The organism is Micromonospora matsumotoense, assembly GCF_900091525.1.
In the GTDB taxonomy this organism is placed as follows: domain Bacteria; phylum Actinomycetota; class Actinomycetes; order Mycobacteriales; family Micromonosporaceae; genus Micromonospora; species Micromonospora matsumotoensis.
On the sequence record NZ_FMCU01000019.1, the window covers coordinates 82,296 to 103,218 of the forward strand.

Annotated in this window: 14 protein-coding genes and 1 pseudogene; 9 read left to right on the forward strand and 6 right to left on the reverse strand. The window is 72.9% G+C overall.

The window, feature by feature from the left end; translation table 11 throughout:
* The first annotated feature begins 41 nt into the window (after positions 1 to 41).
* Complete coding sequence (locus GA0070216_RS27630; RefSeq protein WP_091252158.1) at positions 42 to 1,607, forward strand: AMP-binding protein; 1,566 nt, start codon at positions 42 to 44, stop codon at positions 1,605 to 1,607.
* 203 nt (positions 1,608 to 1,810) lie between these two features.
* Complete coding sequence (locus tag GA0070216_RS27635; protein WP_091252284.1) at positions 1,811 to 3,040, forward strand: serine hydrolase domain-containing protein; 1,230 nt, start codon at positions 1,811 to 1,813, stop codon at positions 3,038 to 3,040.
* 187 nt (positions 3,041 to 3,227) lie between these two features.
* Here GA0070216_RS27635 and purD read toward each other — a convergent pair whose 3' ends face one another.
* The 3 genes from purD to GA0070216_RS27650 all read right to left on the reverse strand — a co-directional run bounded on the left by purD (position 3,228) and on the right by GA0070216_RS27650 (position 7,208).
* A complete protein-coding gene (purD, locus tag GA0070216_RS27640) occupies positions 3,228 to 4,478 on the reverse strand; it encodes a phosphoribosylamine--glycine ligase (RefSeq protein WP_091252161.1) in 1,251 nt (416 codons plus the stop codon).
* A 293-nt stretch (positions 4,479 to 4,771) separates the two neighbouring features.
* Positions 4,772 to 5,719, reverse strand: coding sequence for a type IV toxin-antitoxin system AbiEi family antitoxin domain-containing protein (locus tag GA0070216_RS27645; protein WP_091252286.1), 948 nt, complete (start codon positions 5,717 to 5,719; stop codon positions 4,772 to 4,774).
* A 199-nt stretch (positions 5,720 to 5,918) separates the two neighbouring features.
* Positions 5,919 to 7,208, reverse strand: a complete 1,290-nt coding sequence (locus GA0070216_RS27650) for an adenylosuccinate synthase (protein WP_091252163.1) — start codon at positions 7,206 to 7,208, stop codon at positions 5,919 to 5,921.
* 123 nt (positions 7,209 to 7,331) lie between these two features.
* Between GA0070216_RS27650 and GA0070216_RS27655 the strand changes: the two genes are divergently transcribed.
* Positions 7,332 to 8,345, forward strand: coding sequence for a diacylglycerol kinase family protein (locus GA0070216_RS27655; protein WP_091252165.1), 1,014 nt, complete (start codon positions 7,332 to 7,334; stop codon positions 8,343 to 8,345).
* A 1,201-nt stretch (positions 8,346 to 9,546) separates the two neighbouring features.
* Positions 9,547 to 10,965: pseudogene (locus GA0070216_RS27660) on the forward strand (MinD/ParA family ATP-binding protein); the annotation flags it as partial.
* Positions 10,966 to 11,171: 206 nt separating this feature from the next.
* Here GA0070216_RS27660 and GA0070216_RS27665 read toward each other — a convergent pair.
* Positions 11,172 to 11,600: a DUF3151 domain-containing protein gene (locus tag GA0070216_RS27665; protein WP_091252168.1), complete on the reverse strand. Its 429-nt coding sequence runs from the start codon at positions 11,598 to 11,600 to the stop codon at positions 11,172 to 11,174.
* Positions 11,601 to 11,973: 373 nt separating this feature from the next.
* On the opposite strand from GA0070216_RS27665, the gene GA0070216_RS27670 reads away from it, so the two are divergent.
* Positions 11,974 to 13,179 (forward strand): LOG family protein, encoded by a 1,206-nt coding sequence (locus GA0070216_RS27670; protein ID WP_176739163.1) that lies wholly within the window; start codon positions 11,974 to 11,976, stop codon positions 13,177 to 13,179.
* Between the two features lie 87 nt (positions 13,180 to 13,266).
* On the opposite strand, the gene fbaA is transcribed toward GA0070216_RS27670, so the two are convergent.
* Positions 13,267 to 14,289, reverse strand: a complete 1,023-nt coding sequence (fbaA, locus tag GA0070216_RS27675) for a class II fructose-bisphosphate aldolase (protein ID WP_091252172.1) — start codon at positions 14,287 to 14,289, stop codon at positions 13,267 to 13,269.
* Between the two features lie 144 nt (positions 14,290 to 14,433).
* On the reverse strand, positions 14,434 to 14,817 hold the full coding sequence (locus GA0070216_RS27685) for a phage holin family protein (protein ID WP_091252176.1): 384 nt from the start codon (positions 14,815 to 14,817) through the stop codon (positions 14,434 to 14,436).
* 124 nt (positions 14,818 to 14,941) lie between these two features.
* Between GA0070216_RS27685 and GA0070216_RS27690 the strand changes: the two genes are divergently transcribed.
* The 4 genes from GA0070216_RS27690 (at position 14,942) to GA0070216_RS27705 (ending at position 20,897) form a co-directional block, all read left to right on the forward strand.
* Complete coding sequence (locus GA0070216_RS27690) at positions 14,942 to 15,154, forward strand: hypothetical protein (protein WP_091252178.1); 213 nt, start codon at positions 14,942 to 14,944, stop codon at positions 15,152 to 15,154.
* A gap of 104 nt (positions 15,155 to 15,258) precedes the next feature.
* Positions 15,259 to 16,806, forward strand: coding sequence for a hypothetical protein (locus GA0070216_RS27695; protein WP_091252180.1), 1,548 nt, complete (start codon positions 15,259 to 15,261; stop codon positions 16,804 to 16,806).
* Between the two features lie 120 nt (positions 16,807 to 16,926).
* A complete protein-coding gene (locus GA0070216_RS27700) occupies positions 16,927 to 18,387 on the forward strand; it encodes a 3' terminal RNA ribose 2'-O-methyltransferase Hen1 (RefSeq protein WP_091252182.1) in 1,461 nt (486 codons plus the stop codon).
* Entirely contained in the window at positions 18,384 to 20,897 is a 2,514-nt protein-coding gene (locus tag GA0070216_RS27705; RefSeq protein ID WP_091252184.1) for a polynucleotide kinase-phosphatase, read from the forward strand. Before GA0070216_RS27700 ends, GA0070216_RS27705 begins: the two co-directional genes overlap by 4 nt.
* Positions 20,898 to 20,923 lie beyond the last annotated feature (26 nt).

Sequence of the window (20,923 nt, forward strand, 5' to 3'; positions counted from 1 at the left end):
CAGGCCGGGCCCCACGTCGCACCCCGAAGGAGGCCCGCCGAATGGACCTGCCGTTCATCGTGGCCACGTTGACCAAGCGGGGGCTGCTCAACCCCGGCCGCCCCGTCCGGGTCGCCGCACAACTCAGCGCACTGCGCAGGTGGGGCTGGGGGATGGCCGGCGAACTGCGGCAGGCCGCCGCCCGGGACCCCGGCCGGGTCGCCGTCGTCGACGAGCACGGCCACGAACTCACCTACCGGGAACTGCTCGACCGGGCCGAGCGGCTGGCCAGGTCGATGCGCAGCGGGCTCGGCGTACAGGCCGGGGACCGGGTCGGGTTGCTGTGTCGCAACCACCACGGGCTCATCGAGGGCATCGTCGCCGCCACCCTGCTCGGCGCCGACGCGGTGCTGGTCAACACCGGCCTGTCCGCCGCGCAGCTCGCCACCGTCGCCGAGGAGCAACGCCTCAGGCTGCTGGTGCACGACACCGAGTTCGCCGAGCGGGTCCTCGGCATCCCCGCCGAGGTGCACCGGGTCGACGAACGCGGGCTCACCGACCTGATCGCCGCCGCGCTCCCCGGCGACCGGCTCGCCCCGCCCGACCAGGACGGCCGGACCATCGTGCTGACCTCCGGCACCACCGGCACCCCCAAGGGCGCCCGCCGGCCCGTCCCGACCGGCTTCGGCCCGTTGGTGTCCATCATCGACCGCATCCCGCTGCACGCCCGGGACACCGTGCTGATCGCCGCCCCGATCTTCCACACCTGGGGGTACGCCGCACTCCAGGTCGCCCTCGCGCTGCGCGCCACCATCGTGCTGCACCGCCGGTTCGACCCGGCCGCCACGCTGGACGCGCTCGTGACGCACCGGTGTCAGGCGCTCTTCGCCGTACCGGTGATGTTGCAACGCCTGCTCGACGTGCCGGCACCGGAACCCCGGCCGGCACTGACGGTGGTCGCGGTCAGCGGCTCGACGCTGCCCGGCGACCTCACCACCCGGTTCATGGACACCTACGGTGACGTCCTCTACAACCTGTACGGCTCGACCGAGGTGTCCTGGGCCGCCATCGCCGGCCCCGCCGAGCTGCGCCGGGCACCGACCACCGCCGGTCGCCCCCCGCACGGCACCCGGCTGGAGATCCTCGACGCCGACGGCGTTCCGGTGCCGGCCGGGCGGGTCGGCCGGATCCTGGTGGGCAACGAGATGCTGTTCGAGGGCTACACCTCGGGGGCCCGCCGGGAGACCCACGACGGGCTGCTCGACACCGGTGACCTCGGCCGGGTCAACGCCGACGGGCTGCTCTTCGTCGACGGCCGGGCCGACGACATGATCGTCTCCGGCGGGGAGAACGTCTTCCCGTCCGAGCTGGAGGACCTGCTCGTCCGGCTGCCGCAGGTCCGCGAGGCCGCCGTGCTCGGCGTGCCGGACCCGGAGTACGGCCAACGGCTCGCCGCCTTCCTCGCCCTGCACCCCGGCGAGACCCTCGACCCCGAGGCGGTACGCGAGTACGTCCGGCACTACCTGGCCCGGTTCTCCGTACCCCGGGATGTGATCTTCGTGAAGTACCTGCCGCGTAACGCCACCGGCAAGGTGCTCACCCGGGAACTCCGCCGCTACTACGGCTGACCCGCCCCCGACCCCGGGGCGACGGTCTGCGGGTGGGCCGACGAGCGCCGGGCGAGGTCACTGCCGGCGCAGGACCGGCGGGTGCCCGGGTGGGCTCCGATGGCGGGCCGCCGGCCGGGGTGGTCTCCCCGAGCCGACGATCGGGGTGCGGCGGGGGACTCTCCCCGATGTCGTCGCTCCCCGTGACCGGCAGGCTCGACGCCATGAAGATCATGAATCGGCGTACCGCCCTCGTCGCCACCACGCTCGGCGCCCTGCTCGGCGTCACGACGCCCGGGACGCTCGCCGCAGCCGCCCCCGTCCCCGCTCCCGCCGCCGCCTCTGGTTCCACCGCCTCCGGCTCCGGTTCGGACGGGCGTCGCGGTGGTTCGGGCTGCCGGCCCGGCACTCTCGACCCGACCCCCGTCCAGCAGGCGATAGCCGGGTTACCCCAGGCCGACGCGACCAGCGCCCAGGTCCGGATCACCACCCCGGACGGCTGCTGGACCGGCACCAGCGGCGTACGGGACCTGCGCAGCCAGGCACCCGTGCCGCCGCACGCCCGGTTCCGGGTCGGCAGCGTCACCAAGACCTTCACCGCCGTGCTGGTGCTGCAACTCGCCGCCGAGGGGCGGATCGACCTCGACGCGCCGGTGCAGCGGCTCCTTCCCGGGCTGCTCCCCGCCGACTACCCGACCGTCACCGTCCGACAACTCCTCGACCACACCAACGGGCTGCCCAGCCCCGGCGTTCCCGACGGCATCGAGTGGCAGCTCGCCCACCGGTACGACCGGTGGACCCCGGAACAGCTGGTCCGGCTCGGGCTGCACCACCCCCGCGAGTTCGACCCCGGCACGAAGCAGCACTACACCAACATGGGCTACATCGTCGCCGGAATGATCATCGAGAAGATCACCGGCCACTCGTACGCGACGGAGCTGGACCGGCGGATCGCCCGGCCGCTCGGCCTGCGCGACACCTACGCGCCGGGCGACGACCCGCGCATCCGTGGCCCGCACGCCCACGGCTACCAGACCGTCGTACGGGACGGTCGGACGGAACTGGTGGACGTCACCACCTGGAGTCAGACCTTCACCCCGGCCGCCGGCAACGTCATCTCCAGCCTGACCGACCTGGACACCTTCTACACGGCGCTGTTCGCCGGCCGGATGGTGCCGCCGGCCCAGCTGAACACGATGTTCACCCTGCCGGCCGTCCGGGACGTGAGCGGCGGACCGGCCCGCTACAGCGTCGGCCTCACCGCGTTCCCGCTGCCCGACGGCGAGACCCTGTGGATCAAGACCGGTTCCCGGTACGGCTACCTCGCCGGAGTCGCCTCCACCCGGGACGGCCGGTTCCGGGTGGAGTACTCGATCACCGGCACCGACGCCAAGGGCGAGGAACTCGGTGCGACCGCCCAACGGGTCATCACCGCCGCCCTGTCCCTGCTCTGACGGCTGGCCCGGAGGACGACCCGGTGGGCCGGCGACGACCCGCCGTCCCGGCGACGACCGTCGCCGGGACGGTGATCCGGTGACCACCCCTGGACAGGCCCGCTGCACCACCAGCGGTCACCCGCAGCACCCGCGAGGCCAGGATCAGCAGGCGGCCCCGGACGGTGAGTCGGCAGCCGACCGGGGATCAGTCCGGGACGGTGATCCGGCCGTCGATCGCGGTGGCGGCGATGTCACCACGATGGTGCGAACCCGCCAGCTCGATGCCGCGTACCAAGGCGTAGGCGGCATCGCGGGCGGCGGTCAGGTCCGGGCCGGTGGCCGTACCGCAGAGGACCCGGCCACCGGCGGAGACCAGCGCGCCGTCCGCAGCCCGGCGGGCGGTGCCGGCGTGGATGACCCCCGGGTGGTCGGCACCGGTGATCACGTCACCGGTGCGCGGCGTGGCCGGATAGCCCTCGGCCGCGACCACGACGGTGACGGCCGCACCGGTACGCCAGCGCAGCGGCGGGTGCGCAGCCAGCGTGCCCGCCGCGGCGGCGTGCAACAGCCCGGCCAGTGGCGTCTCCAGCAGCGTCAGCACCACCTGGGTCTCCGGGTCGCCGAAGCGGGCGTTGAACTCGATCACCCGGGGACCGGCGGCGGTGAGCGCCAGCCCGACATAGAGCAGGCCGCCGAACGGGGTGCCCCGACGGCGCATCTCGGCCAGCGTCGGGTGGACCACGTCGGCCATCACCTCGTCGACCAGGCCGGACGGCGCCCACGGCAGCGGCGCGTACGCCCCCATGCCGCCGGTGTTCGGGCCGGCGTCGCCGTCGCCGACCCGCTTGAAGTCCTGCGCGGGCAGCAGCGGCAGGGCGGCCTCACCGTCGGTCACCACGAAGAGCGACACCTCGGGGCCGGACAGGTACTCCTCGATCACCACCCGGCCGCACTCCTGCGCGTGCCGCAGCGCGGCGGCCCGGTCGTCGGTGACCACCACCCCCTTGCCGGCGGCCAGCCCGTCGTTCTTGACCACGTACGGCGTCCCGAACTCATCCAGCGCCCGCCCGACGCTCTCCGCATCGGTGCAGGTGTACGCGCGGGCGGTCGGCACCCCCGCAGCCGTCATGATCTCCTTGGCGAAGGTCTTCGACCCCTCCAGCCGGGCCGCCTCGGCCGACGGGCCGAACGCGGGGATGCCCTTGGCGCGTACCGCGTCGGCCACCCCGGCCACCAGCGGTGCCTCCGGCCCGATCACCACCAGGTCGGCACCGACCTCCACGGCCAACTCGGCGACCCCGGCCGGATCGACCGGATCGACCTGCCGCAGCTCCGCCACACCCGCGATCCCCGGGTTACCGGGTGCCGCGAACAGGACCTCGACAGCCGGATCCTCGACCAACCCCAGCGCGAGCGCATGCTCCCGCCCGCCACCACCCAGAAGAAGTACGCGCACGGCGACGAATCCTACCCACCACCCCCCAACCCACCCCATCCTCCCCACCCCACCCCGGCTCCCCCCGCCCGCCTCGGCTCCCCCCGCCTCGCCCCCCTGCCCCGCTCGGCTCGCCCCGGTGCCCTGCTCGGCTCGCCCCGGTGATCAAGAGGTTCAGGTCAAGTTGGAGATCAACTTTGACCTGAACCTCTTGATCGACTGACGCAGACCTCTTGATCACCGGGCTGGGAGGGGCGGAGTGGGCAGGGCGGGGTGGGGGTAGAGGGGTGCGGGTGGAGGGGTGCGGGGGTGGGCTAGTGCGGGGTTCTGGAGCGGGGTGGGTTGCGGGTGGCAGACATGGCCTGGCGGACCGTGTGGGGGATGTAGTCCGGGCGGAGAGCGTCGGACCAGGTGAATCGGAGGATTCGCCAGCCTGCGTTGACCAGGCGGTTCTGCCGGCGACGATCAGTGAAGAGTGCCTCCGGCGTACCGTGTGGGCCCGTTCCGTCGGCCTCGGCGATCAGCCGGGCGGCACGCCAACCCAGGTCACCGATGCCGAGCAGATGGCCGTCCTCGTCGCGCACCTCCTGTTGCAGCGCGTCGGGTGGAACACCGCCGTCGACGCACCGCAGTCGTGCCCAGGTCTCCAGGGGTGACTGGGCCCGCCCGTCCGCCTCGCCGAGATGACTCCTGGCCGCCGGGGCGCCTCGTCGGCCTCGGACCAGCGCCGGTGCGGTCGCCAGGTCCTCCGGGGTGACGAGTCCTCGGTTCAACGCCGAGTCGAGCACCGACACGGCCGGGTACCGGTCCAGCCGAAGAATCGCATCCGTCACCGTACGCAAGGGTGATGTCGTGGGGATGCCTGCCACGTCGACGATGTCATCGGGGCGCACGGTCAGTTGGTGGACCACGAGTGAGGGGTCGGTGGGCCGCTGCGGCCGGGGGCGGTCCACGGGCACCGAGACGTGGACGGCGGAGCTCCGGCGCGGTACGGCGATGCCGTGCAGCTCCAGCGCGCTGTCGAGGACCGCGAAAGCTCGCGGACCGAGGCTGACCACCGCCGCCCGGATGCGGACCCGGCCGGTGACCGCATCGGGTGGCTGCCCGCCCGGCACGAAGCAACCACGGGACAGCCGCCTCCACCGGCCGGAGCGGCAGAGCTGTCTGATGTGGTCACGGGTCAGACCGGCCGCGAGGGCCTGCGACGTGGTGACCATCCCGTCCTGCCCGAGGGCGACACGATGGATGAGTTCGAGCGGCATCACCGCCCCACCCTCACCCGCCACCCACAGGCACTTCGACCCCTGTGGATAAATCTGTGGATAACTTCCGCGACTCAGCTGGTGATCAAGAGGTTTACGTCAAATACGAGCACTCTCATGACGCAAACCTCTTGATCACCAAGGCGAGGCGGGGCGGGGCAGAGGCCGGGGCGGGGGCGGGGGCGGGGGTGGGGGTGGGTTAGGGGAGGAGTGGGTGGCGGACTACGTTTTCTTCGCGGCCGGGGCCTACGCCTACCACGCTGACGCGGGTGCCGGTGATCTCCTCGATGCGGGCGATGTAGCGGCGGGCGTTCTCCGGCAGCTCGTCCTCGGTGCGCGCCTTGCTGATGTCCTCCCACCAACCGTCGTGCTCTTCATAGATCGGGGTGGCGTGGTGGAAGTCGGTCTGCGTCATCGGCATGTCGTCGAAGCGTTCGCCGTTGATCTCGTACCCGATGCAGAGCGGGACCTTGGGCAGGCCGGTGAGCACGTCCAGCTTGGTGATCACCAGGTCGGTGACGCCGTTGAGCCGGCAGGAGTACCGGGCCACGACGGCGTCGAACCAGCCGCAGCGGCGCTCCCGGCCGGTGGTGGTGCCGTACTCGTGACCGACCTTGCGCAGGTGCTGGCCGTTGTCGTCGAACAGCTCGGTCGGGAACGGGCCGGACCCGACCCGGGTGGTGTACGCCTTGCTCACCGCGATGACCCCGGTGATCGCGGTCGGCGGGATGCCCGCACCCACGCACGCCCCACCGGCCGTCGGGTTCGACGAGGTCACGAAGGGGTAGGTGCCGTGGTCCATGTCGAGCATGGTGGCCTGGGCACCCTCCAGCAGCACCGTCTCGCCTCGGTCCAGGGCGTCCCAGAGCATCACCCGGGTCTCGGCGATGTACGGCCGCAGCCGCTCCGCGTACCGCAGGTACTCCTCGACGGTCTCCTCGACGTCGATCGCCTTGCGGTTGTAGACCTTGAACAGCAGCTGGTTCTTCTCGCGCAGCGCGAGTTCCAGCTTCTTGCGCAGGATGCCCGGGTCGAGCAGGTCCTGGAGCCGGATGCCCATCCGGGCGACCTTGTCGCCGTACGCCGGGCCGATGCCCCGCCCGGTGGTGCCGATCCGGGCCGACCCGAGGTAGCGCTCCACCACCCGGTCCAGCGCCCGGTGGTGCGGCATGATCAGGTGCGCGTCGCCGGAGATCCGCAGCCGGGACACGTCCACCCCCCGCTCGGCGAGCCCGTCGATCTCGGCGAGCAGCACCTTCGGGTCGACCACCACCCCGTTGCCGATGACGATCATGGCGCTCGGTGAGAGCGCGCCCGACGGCATCAGGTGCAGCGCGTACTTCTGCCCGTCCGGGGTGATCACGGTGTGGCCGGCGTTGTTGCCGCCGGAGTAGCGCACGACGTAGTCGACCCGCTCACCCAGCAGGTCGGTAACCTTGCCCTTGCCCTCGTCGCCCCACTGAGCGCCGATGAGCACGATCGCTGGCATCTTTTCCGCCTCCAGAAGGCTCGGGTGCCAGGTGGCGACCGGTTGGCGAGCCCGGGGTGTCAGGCTAACAAGTAGGGACGGCGTGGCCAGCAGGGGTTCGCGTCGGAGGTCAGGAGGCCCGGTTTGTACGACGTGGTGCTGCTCACCCTCGGCTCGGAGCGGGACGCTCCCGGTGGAGGCTGTGGCAGCGGCGACGCCTGCTGCGGCGGCACCTCCGACCCCACCGGGAAGCCGCCCGCCGAGCCGGGCGGGGAGCGCTGCGAGACACCGCGCGTGCCGGTGCTGGCCTGCGCGGACGCGTTGACCGCCCGGGGCGCCCGGGTGGAGACGGTCATCGCCCGCTCCGACGCCGAGGTCGACGAGGTGCTGGCCCGGCTGGACGCTCCGGCCCGCCCCGACGGCCTCACCTGGCCCGACCCGGACAGCAAGGTCCGGCTGGTCGTCGCCACCGCCAGCGACGCCCAGTTGCGCGCCGTCGTGCGTCGGCTGGTCCGCCGGTACGCCCCACCGCCGAGCCGCCGCCCCGCCGAGCTGGCCGGCAACCGTACGGTGCCCGATCTGCCGCCGATCGGCGTACTCCCGCTCGATCCGGCCCGGGGTGGCCCGCACCGGGACCTGGCCGCGCAGCTCGGCCTGCCCCGGGACCCGGCGGCGGTGGCGGCGGCCGTGCTCGACGGCGGCGTACGCCGGCTCGACCTGCTGCGCAACGACGGCGGCTCGGTGACCCTGGACGGCGCGTTGCTCGGCGCGGCCGACGACGCGGGCCGGCCGCTGCACTGGCGTGGCCGGGTGGAGGTGGACGACGCGGTGCTCACCGACGGCGCGGACCCGATCCTGGCCTGCGCGATCGGCAACGCCGGCGGATACGCGACCCTCGACTCGCTGCCGCTGCTCACCGCCCCCGACCCGGCCGACGGTCTGGTGGAGGTCGCGGTGGCCGTTCCCGTGCCGACCCGCGCCACGTTGGGTAGGAGGAGGAAGATCCGCTACGAGGTACGTCGGGCCCGGGGCCGGGCGGTGGCCGTGATCCCCCGCGACGAACGGGTGCCCTTCCTCGACGACGGGGTCGAGGGCGAGTTGAGCCGGAAGCGGTCCTGGTGGACCGAGCCCGGGGCCTGGGCGGTCTTCACGGGCTGACCACCACCCGCGTGTCGTCACCCGGCGTGACGGGAACGGGACGGCCTATCCTCGGCGGGAGGAATGGGGAGGAGCCGTGGTGGACGACAACGCCGACCGGGCAGGACTGCCCGGCCAGCAGCCGGTGCCGGAGCGGGACATCGAACCGCTCTGGCCACCGGACCCGGCCGAACCGGTGCCGCACTGGGCCGGTGAACCCCCGCCGGCCTTCCCGCCGACGGCGTACCCGTCGCTCTCGGCGGAGGTGACTCCGACACCTACCGACGGTGGCTGGGCCCCGCCCGGGGACGGGTGGACACCCGCCCACCCGGACCCGACCCCCACCCCGAACCTCCCACCGAGGTACGACGGCCTCCCCGGCTACGACACCCCGGCCGGATACGACTACCAGGCCGGATACGACTACCAGGCCGGATACCACCCTCCGCCCAGGCACGACGACCCGCACCCCACCCTGTCGGCGGGGTATCAGGGATCGGCAGAACACCACGCTCCGAGGGCGCACCGGGGGCCGGTAGAACACCAAGAACCGGCAGAACACCAAGAACCGGCGGAACACCGCAGGCCGGAGCGGCGGGCCGGGCGGGGCCGGTCCGGGCGGGTGGACCTCGATCTGCCCTTCACCCTGGACCCGTCGCTCGCCGGCCCACCGTCGCCGCCGGCCGGACCTGGCCAGCTGCCCGGTCCGTCGACGGATGTGCACCCGCCGAGCCCTCGCAACGGCCCGCCCCACCCCGTCCCACCGGCCCACCCGAGCAACGGAAACGTCGTGCCCCACGGAACTGACCCGACCGAATTGAATCTTGGAAGGTTCGGGCCCCTCCAGGGGCCGAAATCCTCCAAGATCCACGACGCTGGATCGGATGCCACAGGCGTGCCGGCGATACCGGCACAGCCGGCGGGCCGGGGCGAGTCCCCATGGGCGCTGCCGCCCCAACGGCTCTCGGTCGGAGCCGAAGAACCCGGCAGGGCCGAGGAGCCGGGCAGAGGCAGGGCACCGGATGGCGCTGAGCGGACCGGCGGCGCTGAGGGAAGCGGCGGTGCTGAGCGGGCCAGCGGTGCTGAGGGAAGCGGCGGTGCTGAGCGGGCCAGCGGTGCTGAGGGAAGCGGCGGTGCTGAGCGGGCCGGCGGTGCTGAGGGACCGGGCAGGGCCGGGGAGTCCGGGAGAGCCGGACAGCCGGGCGAAGGAGCAGAATCGGGCGGCGTCGACGAGGTGGTGCCCGGTACGGCCGTAGGGGTTGGCGCGGTTGGCCATCCATCGACAGCAGAGCCCGGTGGGGTGTCGTCCGAGCCGCAGCCGCCGTCGGAACACCCGCCAGCAGCAGGCGTGCCGGCGGTTCCCCCACTCCCGGCACCCACCGCGCCGCCACTCCCGCCGCCGCTGCTCCCCGCACCCGGTCCCACCGGATGGCCCGGACCCATCAGCGGCTCCGGCCCCGATCACCCCGGGCCCACCGGAGCCGGACCGGCAGATCCCGGATCGGTCCGGCCGGGATCGATCGGACCCGAAGGACCCATGCCGCCCCGCCAGCAGTCACCCGGTCAGCAGTCACCCGGCGAGCAGTCACCCGGCGGCTGGTACCGGTCGTCCTGGCCGGAGCAGCCAGGCCCGGCCGGGATGCCCCCGGCCGCCTATCCCGACCCGGCGACCCCGGCCGGCTACCCGGAACTGGGGTGGTCGCCGGAGAGTGGGATCGCGCCGACCGCCGAGGACTTCGCCCGCCGCCGGCAGATCCGGCCGGCCGACCCGATCGCCACGATGGGCGTGCGGGCCGTGGTCAACCGGATCGGCCTGGTGAAGCTCCCGCCGGGTCAGCACGAGCAGGAGGTGAAGCGGGACATCGAGATGGTGCGCCGCAACTTCGGCGGGCTGCGCCAGGTGACCGTGGTCAACCCCAAGGGCGGCGCCGGTAAGACGGTGGCCATCCTGCTGCTCGCGATGACCTTCGGGCAGAAGCGCGGCGGCTACGTGCTGGCCTGGGACAACAACGAGACCCAGGGCACCCTGGGGATGCGGGCGCAGCAGGACTTCCACTCCCGTACGGTCCGGGACATGCTGCGCGACCTCGGGCAGTTCCAGGGGCCGCACGGCCGGATCGGGGACCTGTCGCAGTACGTCCGCTCGCAGGGCGAGGGGATGTTCGACGTGCTCGCCTCGGACGAGTCGGCGACCGGGGGCGAGATGCTGACGGCGGCGGCGTTCGCCGAGATCCGTGAGGTGGTGAGCCGGTTCTACAAGCTGATCTTCGTGGACACCGGTAACAACGTCCGGGCGCAGAACTGGCAGGCCGCGATGGACGCCACCGACCAGTTGGTGGTCACCATGTCGGCCCGTAACGACTCGGCGGAGACGGCCGCCCGGATGCTCGACCACCTGGAGCAGAGCGGCCGGCACCGGCTCGTCCGGCAGGCGGTGACGGTGGTGTCGATGCCGCCGTCCCGCAAGGAGATCGACCTGCCGGCCATCCAGGAACACTTCGCCGCCCGGACCAGGGCGGTGCTGCTCGCGCCGTACGAGCGGCTGATCGACACCGGCGAGCCGATCCGGTACGGCGGGCTCTCCTCGGCCTCCCGGGACGCCTGGCTGAAGATCGCCGCAGCGGTGGCCGAAGGGCTCTGAACCGCCCGATCGGCGGTACGACGCCACGGGGTGATCGCCCCGACGGCACCGGGAACCGACACGCCGGCCCGCCCCCACGTGCTGTCGGGGGCGGGCCGGCGACGGTCAGGGTGGGCTGCTGCCCGTCAGACCGGCCGACGCGGGGTGACCACGGGCCGACCCACCCGACGGCAGTCAGCCGGTCGGATCGGGCGCTGGTCGGCCGGTCAGGCGCTGGCGAGGGCGTCCCCGGCCGCCGGGTCGCAGTCGCGGAGGAACTGGGCGCACCGGGCGGCCTCGTCCGCCTCGCCGATCTCCCCGGCGGCCCGGGACAGGACGTAGAGGCAGCGCAGGAAGCCCTCGTTCGGGGTGTGCGACCACGGGACCGGGCCGTGCCCCTTCCAGCCGCTGCGCCGCAACTGGTCCAGGCCACGGTGGTAGCCGGTGCGGGCGTACGCGTACGCCGCGATCACCTGGCCGCTGTCCAGGGCTCGGGTGGCCAGCGCCGCCCAGGCCGCACTGTGGGTGGGAAAGCGGGCCGCGACCTCGGCGTACGCCTCGTCGGTGCCCTGCTCGGCGGCGGCGTCCAGCGCGGCGTCCGCCTCTTCGTGCACGGGCAGGAGGGTGGCCGGAGGCTCAGGCAACAGGTTCTGCATCGCCCCATTCAACCCGCTTCGCCCAGCGCGGCGCGAGGGGGTCGGTTGTATACGGTGGCTGAACGGTGGAGGTCTACGTCACGCCCGGGACCCGGTCGGGTGAACCCTCGGCCCCACCGGGTGAACCCTCGGCCGACCGTACCGGCCCTGCGGTCGTACCGGCGACCCTCGCGGCTCGGATGATCCACCCCAGCGGCCCCGCCGGTCGGCCCTGCGGCCCATGCCGCACGGAGATATCTTCCACTACAACTATTGGTCCGGAGCCTCCCCAGGACCCGGTTACGCAGGAGCCCGGTGACCTCGGTCGCCGGGCTCCTGTCGTCGGTGCCCCCGCCGCCGCGCGGTGGTGGCGGGGTGGGGGCAGGATGGCGGGGTGCCGACCCCACCTCCCGCGGACGTCATCGCGCCGCACGACACCAGTCATGACGAGATCGAGACCCGGGCCGAGTTCGACCGGCACCTGGTCGCCGGCAGCCTCGCCGGCTTGACCGTGCAGGGGCTCCGCCTCGACCTCGATCCGGTTCCCGACCTGACCGCCACCGAGGTGGCCGGCACCCTCTTCGTGGGCTGCCGGTTTGCCGGCCGGGAGGTCGGAGCCGACCTGGTCCGGCGCGGGGCGAACGTGGTGCCGCCCTTCTCCGGCCTGCCCTACCCGACCCAGCCGGCCCACCTCTACACCCCCACCGACCTGGCCGAGGGGTTCGCCCGCGGCGGGTTCGCCGGGATGTACGACACCCGGGTCTACGCGCACTTCCGCGCCCACGGTGGTGCCCTGCCCGACGTGAAGGAGGCGCTCGGCCAGCGGTTGCACGACCACGGCGTGGACAACGCCCTGGCCGATGCGACCCGGACCTGGCTGTCCACCCACGGGCCGCAGTCGGTGGTGGGGGTGATGGGCGGGCACGCGGTGCCGCGCGGCAGCGTGCCGTACCGGATGGCGGCGGTGCTGGGTTGGGAGCTGGCGCGGGCCGACCGGCTGGTGGTGACCGGCGGCGGCCCGGGGGTGATGGAGGCGGCCAACCTGGGCGCGTTCCTGGCGGCCTGGCCGGCGCGGGAGTTGGACACCGCGATCGACCTGCTGGCGGTGTCCCCCGACTTCACCGACCACGACCGGTACACGGCCGCCGCGCTGGCGGTCCGGGACCGTTACGCCGCCACCGTGCCGCAGCAGCGGGGGCCCGGCCTGGACTGGGCCCGCTCCGGCGGGCTGGCCATCCCCACCTGGCTGTACGGGCACGAACCGGCGAACCTGTTCGCCGGTCGGATCGCCAAGTACTTCTCCAACGCCATCCGGGAGGACACCATCCTGCGGCTGGCCCGGGGCGGGATCGTCTTCGCGCCCGGCCGGGCCGGCACCGTGCAGGAGGTGTTCCAGGCGGCGACGAAGACGTACTACGGCACGGACGGCGCGAGCGGGGCGTACGTCTTCCTGGACCGGGCGTACTGGACCCGGGAGCTGCCGATCGAGTCGTTGTTGCGCCCGCTGTTCGCCGGTTCGCCGGCCGGTGACCTGTCCGCCAGCATCCACCTCACCGACGACGTCCACGAGGCCGTCCGGGTGCTCACCGCGACCGCCTGACGGCCGGCCCGGCCACCGTCGTGGCCGGGCCCCGACGGCGACGGCCGGCTCCCGAGGGGGAGCCGGCCGTCGACAGGGTACGAACTGTCACTTCATCCGGGTGCCGGTGGAACGCAGGTGCTCGCACGCCTCGATGACCCGGGTGGCGAGACCGGCCTCGGCCAGCTTGCCCCAGGTACGCGGGTCGTACTGCTTCTTGTTGCCGACCTCGCCGTCGATCTTGAGGACGCCGTCGTAGTTGCGGAGCATGTGGTCCGCGACCGGCCGGGTGAAGGCGTACTGGGTGTCGGTGTCGATGTTCATCTTCACCACGCCGTAGTCGAGCGCCTCCCGGATCTCCTCCAGCAGCGAGCCGGAGCCGCCGTGGAAGACCAGGCTGAGCGGCTTGTCCTTGCCGTACTTGGCGCCGACCGCCTCCTGGATCTGGTGGAGGATCTCCGGGCGGAGCTTGACGTTGCCCGGCTTGTAGACGCCGTGCACGTTGCCGAAGGTCAGCGCCGCCATGTAGCGGCCCTTCTCGCCCAGGCCCAGCGCCTCGACCATGGCCAGGCCGTCCTCGACGGTGGTGTAGAGCTTGTCGTTGATGGCGTTCTCGACGCCGTCCTCCTCGCCACCGACGACGCCGACCTCGATCTCCAGGACGATCTTGCCCTTGGCGGCCTCGTCGAGCAGCTGCGCGGCGATCTGCAGGTTCTCCGCCACCGGCACGGCCGAGCCGTCCCACATGTGCGACTGGAACAGCGGCTCCTGGCCGCCCTTCACCCGCTCCTGGGAGATGGCCATCAGCGGCCGGACGAACCCGTCCAGCTTGTTCTTCGGGCAGTGGTCGGTGTGCAGCGCGATGTTGACCGGGTACTTCTTGGCCACCTCGTGCGCGTACGCGGCGAAGGCCACCGCACCGGTCACCATGTCCTTGACGGACGGCCCGGACAGGTACTCGGCACCACCGGTGGAGACCTGGATGATGCCGTCGCTCTCCGCGTCGGCGAAGCCCTTCAGCGCCGCGTTCAGGGTCTGCGACGAGGTCACGTTGATCGCGGGGTACGCGTACCGGCCGGCCTTGGCCCGGTCCAGCATCTCCGCGTAAGCCTCGGGGGAAGCGATGGGCATGTGAAAAGCTCCTTAACTACCGCTCTCGGCCGCGCTGGCCGCTGTCTTCCATCGGTGCGCCGGACCGCGCTGTCCACCGTCGGCAGTATCCCGCAGGAGGCGACGGCGGGCACCACCGCCCCGGGGACCGTCCACCCGTCGGCCTCACCGGCGCTCCCACCGGTCGGGCACGGCGACGCTGATCAACCAGGTCACCACGGCCATCACGATGGCCCCCCAGAAGGCGGCCCAGAAACCGTCCACCCGGAACGGCAGGTCGAGGGCGCGCGCGAGCCGATCGGTCAGCAGGAACAGCAACGCGTTCACCACCAGCGCGAACAACCCGAGGGTGAGCAGGTAGAACACACAACCGACCACCTTGATCACCGGCTTGAGGATGGCGTTGACCACACCGAAGATCAGCGCCACCACGAGCAGGGTGAGGGCGGTGTTCGCGCCGTTGCGGCCGGTGACGTCGACCCCGGGCACGATCAGCGTGGTGACCCACAGCGCGATCGCCGTGATCACCAACCGGATCAGGAAACCCACCGACCCATCCTGACACCGGCCGGCGTTCCCGGTAGGGCGTTCCCGCGTTCCCGCGCCCACCGGGCGACCTGCGCCCCCAGCCCGTACGGTGGGGTGGACAGGCCGCCGGCACCAGGGAGGGACGATGGGTCAGCCCGACGAGGACTTCATCCCGAGCGACCACCTCGACCCGGAGGAGCGCGACCCGGAGGCCGAGCCGGCCGACGCGGTCGAGCAGGCCGCGGTGATCGGCCCGGACGAGACCGACGCCGAGCCGCACCGGGGCCTGGAGGTCGCCGACTGGGACGCGATGGAGCAGGCCCGGGTGGTCACCGCCGACGAGGACGACTACCGCTGAGGCCACAGGTGAGGGACAGGCGCGCCGATCACTGAGCGGAGTTACCCCAGAACTGTGAGGCACCTCTAAGCTGCGTGGGCCCACCCCCCCACTGGGAGGACCCCATGATCGAGCGTTCCCATCGGCGGCGCTGGCTGGCCTGGATCGGCGTCGCAGGCGTGTTCCTCGCCGGCACTGCCACCCCGGCCGTCGCCGCGCCCGCAGTCGAGATCCGGCCCTATTTCCAGGACACCACCCTCGCCGCCAACTCCTCGGGCACCTCCCGCGTCCTGATTCTGTACGCCGACCGGCCGACCGCGCTCTCCGACGTCTCCGTGCGGTACGACTACCGCACCCTCGCCGGCAAGGTCACCATCGCCCCCGAACAGGCCATCGACTGCGCGGCCCCGGAGCCGGGCGTCCTGCTCTGCACGGAGCCCGACGACATCGAAATCACCGAGGGACCGCCCGGCAGCGGGATCTATGGCAGCGGGACCGAGCCGGTCCGCATCACGCCCACCGACGAGGCAAAGACCGGCGACTCGGGCGAGGTCAAGGTCGACCTCCTCGTGGCCGGCCAGCGGCGGAGCGGCTACACCTCCCGGGTCCGCGTCGGTGAGGGCGTCGATCTGGCCGGCGCGCCGTTCACCACCCACTCCACTCCGCCGGGTGGGAAGGTCACGGTGCCACTGGTCGTGGCAAACGTCGGCGCCAAGGCCGTGGAGGGTTTCGCGGCCGTCTTCGACCTCCCCTACTCGGTCCGGACCAAGGACCGGTTCAGCAACTGCCTCTACACCGATGACTACCTGATCTCCTGCCAGTTCGACGAGGAGATCCCGGCGGGCGGGCGGCTCGCGACCACGCTGGACTTCCAGCTCGGCAAGGACACCTATGCGCCGAGCAACCAGTCCGCCTCGGCCTACTTCATGACCAGGGCCGACTTCGAGGATCTGTACCGGGTGCGGCTGGACGCCGGCGCCCGGGCAGCCATCCCCGGCAGCGGCCCGAGGCTGGCCCTGACCGACGCCCCGAAGCAGTCGCGGCAGGCCGACCAGACCGACGTCGGCCCGGGCAACAACTACACCTCGTGGGTCATCAAGATCACCGGCAGGAACGGCACCGACCTCGTGGCGGTCGGCGACACGGTGCAGGGCGGGGCCGGCGCCGTCGTCACGGCGACCGTCGGCTTCCGGAACAACGGCCCGGCCACGCTCGACAGGGTGAACGGCGACTACGAGGCCGCCACCCACACGGACGTCGAACTGCCACCGGGCACCACCGCCACCGAGGTCCCGGACAACTGCGGGTTACGACGGGGCACCCGCACCTACCAGTGCAGCTCGGGCATGCTCCTGCTGAACGGCAAGAGCTACACCATGGACTTCCGGCTGCGCATCGACAAGGTCGTCCCGAACGCCCGGGGTGCCGTACACGTCAACGCGCCGTGCGAGTGCCCCGCCGGCGGTGGCTTCGCCGATGACCTCAAGCCGGCCAACGACCGGGCCTGGCTGACGGTCAACGCGGCCAGCGGCCAGGGTGCCGGTGACGACGGCGGCCTGCCGGTCACCGGCGTGCCGGCCGTCCTGTTCGCCGCTCTCGGCGCGCTGCTGCTCGTGGCCGGTGGCGGCGGCTACCTGCTGTCCCGGCGCCAGCGGACCCGTTTCGTCGCCTGACCGAGCTGCTCCGCCGGGCCCGATGCGGGCTCGGCGGAGCAGCTCGGCGGCGCGCGCCGTGGGCCACGGCGGGACGTAAACGGGACGACGGAGGATCGACGGCCCTGGCACCCTGGGGCCGTGCTCCTCACCCTCACCACGACGCACCGGCCCGCCACCGACCTCGGATATCTGCTGGCCAAGCATCCCGACCGGATCCACTCCTTCGAGTTGCCGGTCGGCGCGGCGCACGTGTTCTATCCCGAGGCCGACGAGCAGCACTGCACTGCCGCCCTGCTGGTCGACGTCGACCCGCTGCGGCTGACCGGCGAGGGCCGGGGCCGGGGCAGGGGCCGCACCCCGGAGAGCTTCAGCCTCGGCCAGTACGTCAACGACCGGCCGTACGCGGCGTCGAGCCTGCTCTCCTCCGCGCTGGCCAAGGTGTTCCGCTCGGCCCTGCGCGGCGAGTCCCGGGACCGGCCGGAGCTGGCCGCCGCGCCGATCCCGCTTCAGCTACGGGTGCCGGTGCTGCGCTGCCGGGGCGGTGCCAACCTGGCCGCCCGGGTGTTCGCCCCGCTGGGCTGGGCGGTGACGGCCGCCCCGATTCCACTCGACGAGACGCACCCGCAGTGGGGCGAGAGCCGCTACGTCGATCTGACCCTCACCGGCACGCTGCGGCTCGCCGACGCCCTGAACCACCTGTACGTGCTGCTGCCGGTCCTCGACGACGCGAAGCACTACTGGGTCGCCCCGGACGAGATCGACAAGCTGCTCCGAGCGGGTGCCGGCTGGCTCGCCGACCACCCGGAGCGGGCCGTCATCGTCCGTCGCTACCTGGCCCACCGCCGCGCCCTGGCCGGGGAGGCCATGGCCCGCCTCGCCGCGCAGCAGCTGGCCGACGAGCCACCCGTCGACAGCGTGGCCGAAGTCGAACGCGAACAGGCTCCTCGCCAGCCGTCGCTGGCGCTGCGCCGCCGGGAGGCGGTGCTCGCCGCGCTCACGGCCAGCGGGGCGACCCGGGTGTTGGACCTCGGCTGCGGACCCGGCGCGCTGCTGTCCGCCCTGATCGGCGACCGGCGCTACACGGAGATCGTCGGCACCGACGTGTCCCACCAGGCGCTGACGCTCGCGGCCCGTCGACTGCGGCTGGACCGGCTGCCGGAGCGGCAACGGGACCGGGTCCGGTTGTGGCAGTCCGCCCTGACGTATCGGGACGACCGGCTACGCGGGTACGACGCGGGGGTCCTGATGGAGGTGATCGAGCATGTCGACCCGCCACGCCTACCGGCGCTGGAGGATGCCGTGTTCGGCCACGCCCGGCCGGCCACCGTCGTGGTGACCACACCGAACGCCGAGCACAACGTCCGCTACGAAGGGCTGGGAGCGGGCCAGTTCCGGCACCCCGACCACCGGTTCGAATGGACCCGGGTCGAGTTCGCCGACTGGGTCGACCGGGTCGCGGCGGCGTACGGCTATGTGGCCGAGATCCGGGGCGTCGGTGACGACGACTCCGAGGTGGGCCCACCCACCCAGCTCGCCGTGTTCCGCACCGTGGGGACGGGAACGACCGTCGGGACGGGGACCCGGGAGGTAGCCCGGTGACCATCCTCGACATTCCCGAACTCGCCCTGGTGGCGCTGGTCGGCGTCTCCGGCTCGGGCAAGTCCACGTTCGCCGCCCGGCACTTCGCGCCCAGCCAGGTGCTCGCCTCGGACGCGTTCCGGGCGATGGTCGCCGACGACGAGAACGACCAGTCCGCGTCGGCCGACGCGTTCGGGGCGCTGCACCACGTGGCGGGTGTGCGGCTGCGGCGGGGCCGGCTCACCGTGGTCGACGCGACGAACCTCCAGCCGCACGCCCGCGCCGGGCTGGTGCAGGTGGCCCGGGAGCACGACGTCCTCCCGGTGGCAATCGTGCTGGACGTGCCGGAGGCGTTGGCCTGGGAGCGGACCCAGGCCCGCGCCGACCGGGACTTCGACCGGCAGGTGCTGGCCCGGATGCAGCGTGACCTGCGCCGGTCGTACGGGCAGTTGGCCCGGGAGGGGTTCCGCAAGGTGCACGTGCTGCGGGGGGTCGAGGAGATCGACGCGGCGGAGGTTCGCCTCGACAAACTCCACAACGACCGGCGGGAGCTGACCGGGCCGTTCGACATCGTCGGTGACGTGCACGGTTGCCGGGCGGAGCTGGAGGAGTTGCTGGCGCGGTTGGGCTTCGTGCTGCACCGCGACGACGCGGGTCGCCCGGTGGACGCGGTGCACCCGGCTGGTCGTACCGCCGTCTTCGTGGGTGACCTGGTGGACCGCGGCCCGGACTCCCCCGGCGTGCTGCGCCTGGTGATGGGCATGGTGGCGGCCGGGCACGCGATCTGCGTGCCGGGCAACCACGAGCACAAGTTGCTGCGCAAGCTGCGTGGCCAGGACGTCAAGCTCACCCACGGCCTGGCCGAGACGATGGCGCAGCTCGACGCCGAGGACCCGGCGTTCGTGACCGGGGCGGCGACCTTCATCGACGGCCTGGCCAGCCACTTCGTGCTGGACGGCGGCCGACTGGTGGTGGCGCACGCCGGGTTGAAGGAGGCCTACCACGGCCGCGCGTCGGGCCGGGTCCGCTCGTTCGCGCTCTGGGGCGAGACGACCGGCGAGACCGACGAGTACGGCCTGCCGGTGCGTTACCCGTGGGCGCGCGACTACCGGGGTGCGGCCACGGTCGTCTACGGGCACACCCCGACCCCGACGCCGGAGTGGATCAACAACACCCTCTGCGTCGACACCGGGTGCGTCTTCGGCGGGAAGCTCACCGCGCTGCGCTACCCGGAGCGGGAGCTGGTCGCGGTCGACGCCCAGCGGGAGTGGTACGCCCCGGCCCGACCGCTGGTCAGCGCGCCGACCCGCCCGGACACCGTGCTCGACCTGGCCGACGTGACCGGGCGTCGGCACCTGGAGCACGCCTACGGGACGCTGACCGTGCCGGCGGAGAACGCCGCCGCCGCGCTGGAGGTGATGAGCCGGTTCGCGGTGGACCCGGGCCGGCTGGTCTGGTTGCCGCCGACCATGGCCCCGTGTTCGACGTCGACGGTGGAGGGGTTCCTGGAGCACCCGGCGCAGGCGTTCGGGGACTACCGGTCGGCCGGCGTGGAGCGGGTGGTGTGCGAGGAGAAGCACATGGGTTCCCGGGCGGTGGTGCTGGTCGAGCGGGAACCCGGCCCGTTCGGCGGCGGGGTGGTGCACACCCGTACCGGCCGGCCGTTCTTCGGCCCGCCGTGGGACGGGGAGCTGCTGGACCGGGTCCGGGCGGCGGTCGGCACGGCCGGGCTGTGGGACGAGTTGGGCACCGACCGGCTGCTGCTGGACTGTGAGCTGCTGCCCTGGTCGGCGAAGGCGGGCGGGCTGATCCGCGAGCAGTACGCGGGGGTCGGGGCGGCCGGCCGGGCGGCGTTGCCGGCGGCGCTGGACGCGCTGGAGGCGGCAGGCGCCCGCGGGTTGCCGGTGGACGCGCTGCGGGACCGGATGACGGCCCGCCGGGCGGAGATCGAGAGCTACTCGGCGGCCTACCGGACGTACGTGGCCCCCACCGAGGGGCTGCGCGGGGTGACGCTGGCGCCGTTCTCGGTGCTGGCCGGGGCGAAGGTGACCTTCACCGACCGGGACCACGGCTGGCACCTGGCGTTGGCCGACCGGCTCTGCGCGGCCGATCCGGAGTTCTTCACGCCGACCCGACGGCAGGTGGTGGAGCTGGCCGACGATGCGGCGGTGACGGCGGCCACCGACTGGTGGTTGGCGCTGACCGGGGCGGGCGGCGAGGGGATGGTGGTCAAGCCGTACGCCGGTCCGGCTGCCCGGTCGGCACGGGGTTCGCTGCTCCAGCCGGGGATCAAGTGCCGGGGCCGGGAGTACCTGCGGATCATCTACGGCCCCGGTTACACCGATCCCGCCCAGCTCGCCGCGCTGCGTCGCCGCTCGCTGGGCCGCAAGCGGGGCCTGGCGCTGCGCGAACACGCGCTCGGCCTGGCCGCCCTGGACGGGTACGCCGCCGACGTCCCGCTGTGGCGTCGGCACGCGCTGGTCTTCGCGATCCTCGCCTGCGAGTCGGAGCCGGTCGACCCCCGGCTCTGACGCGGCGGACAACGGTCGACAGCGAC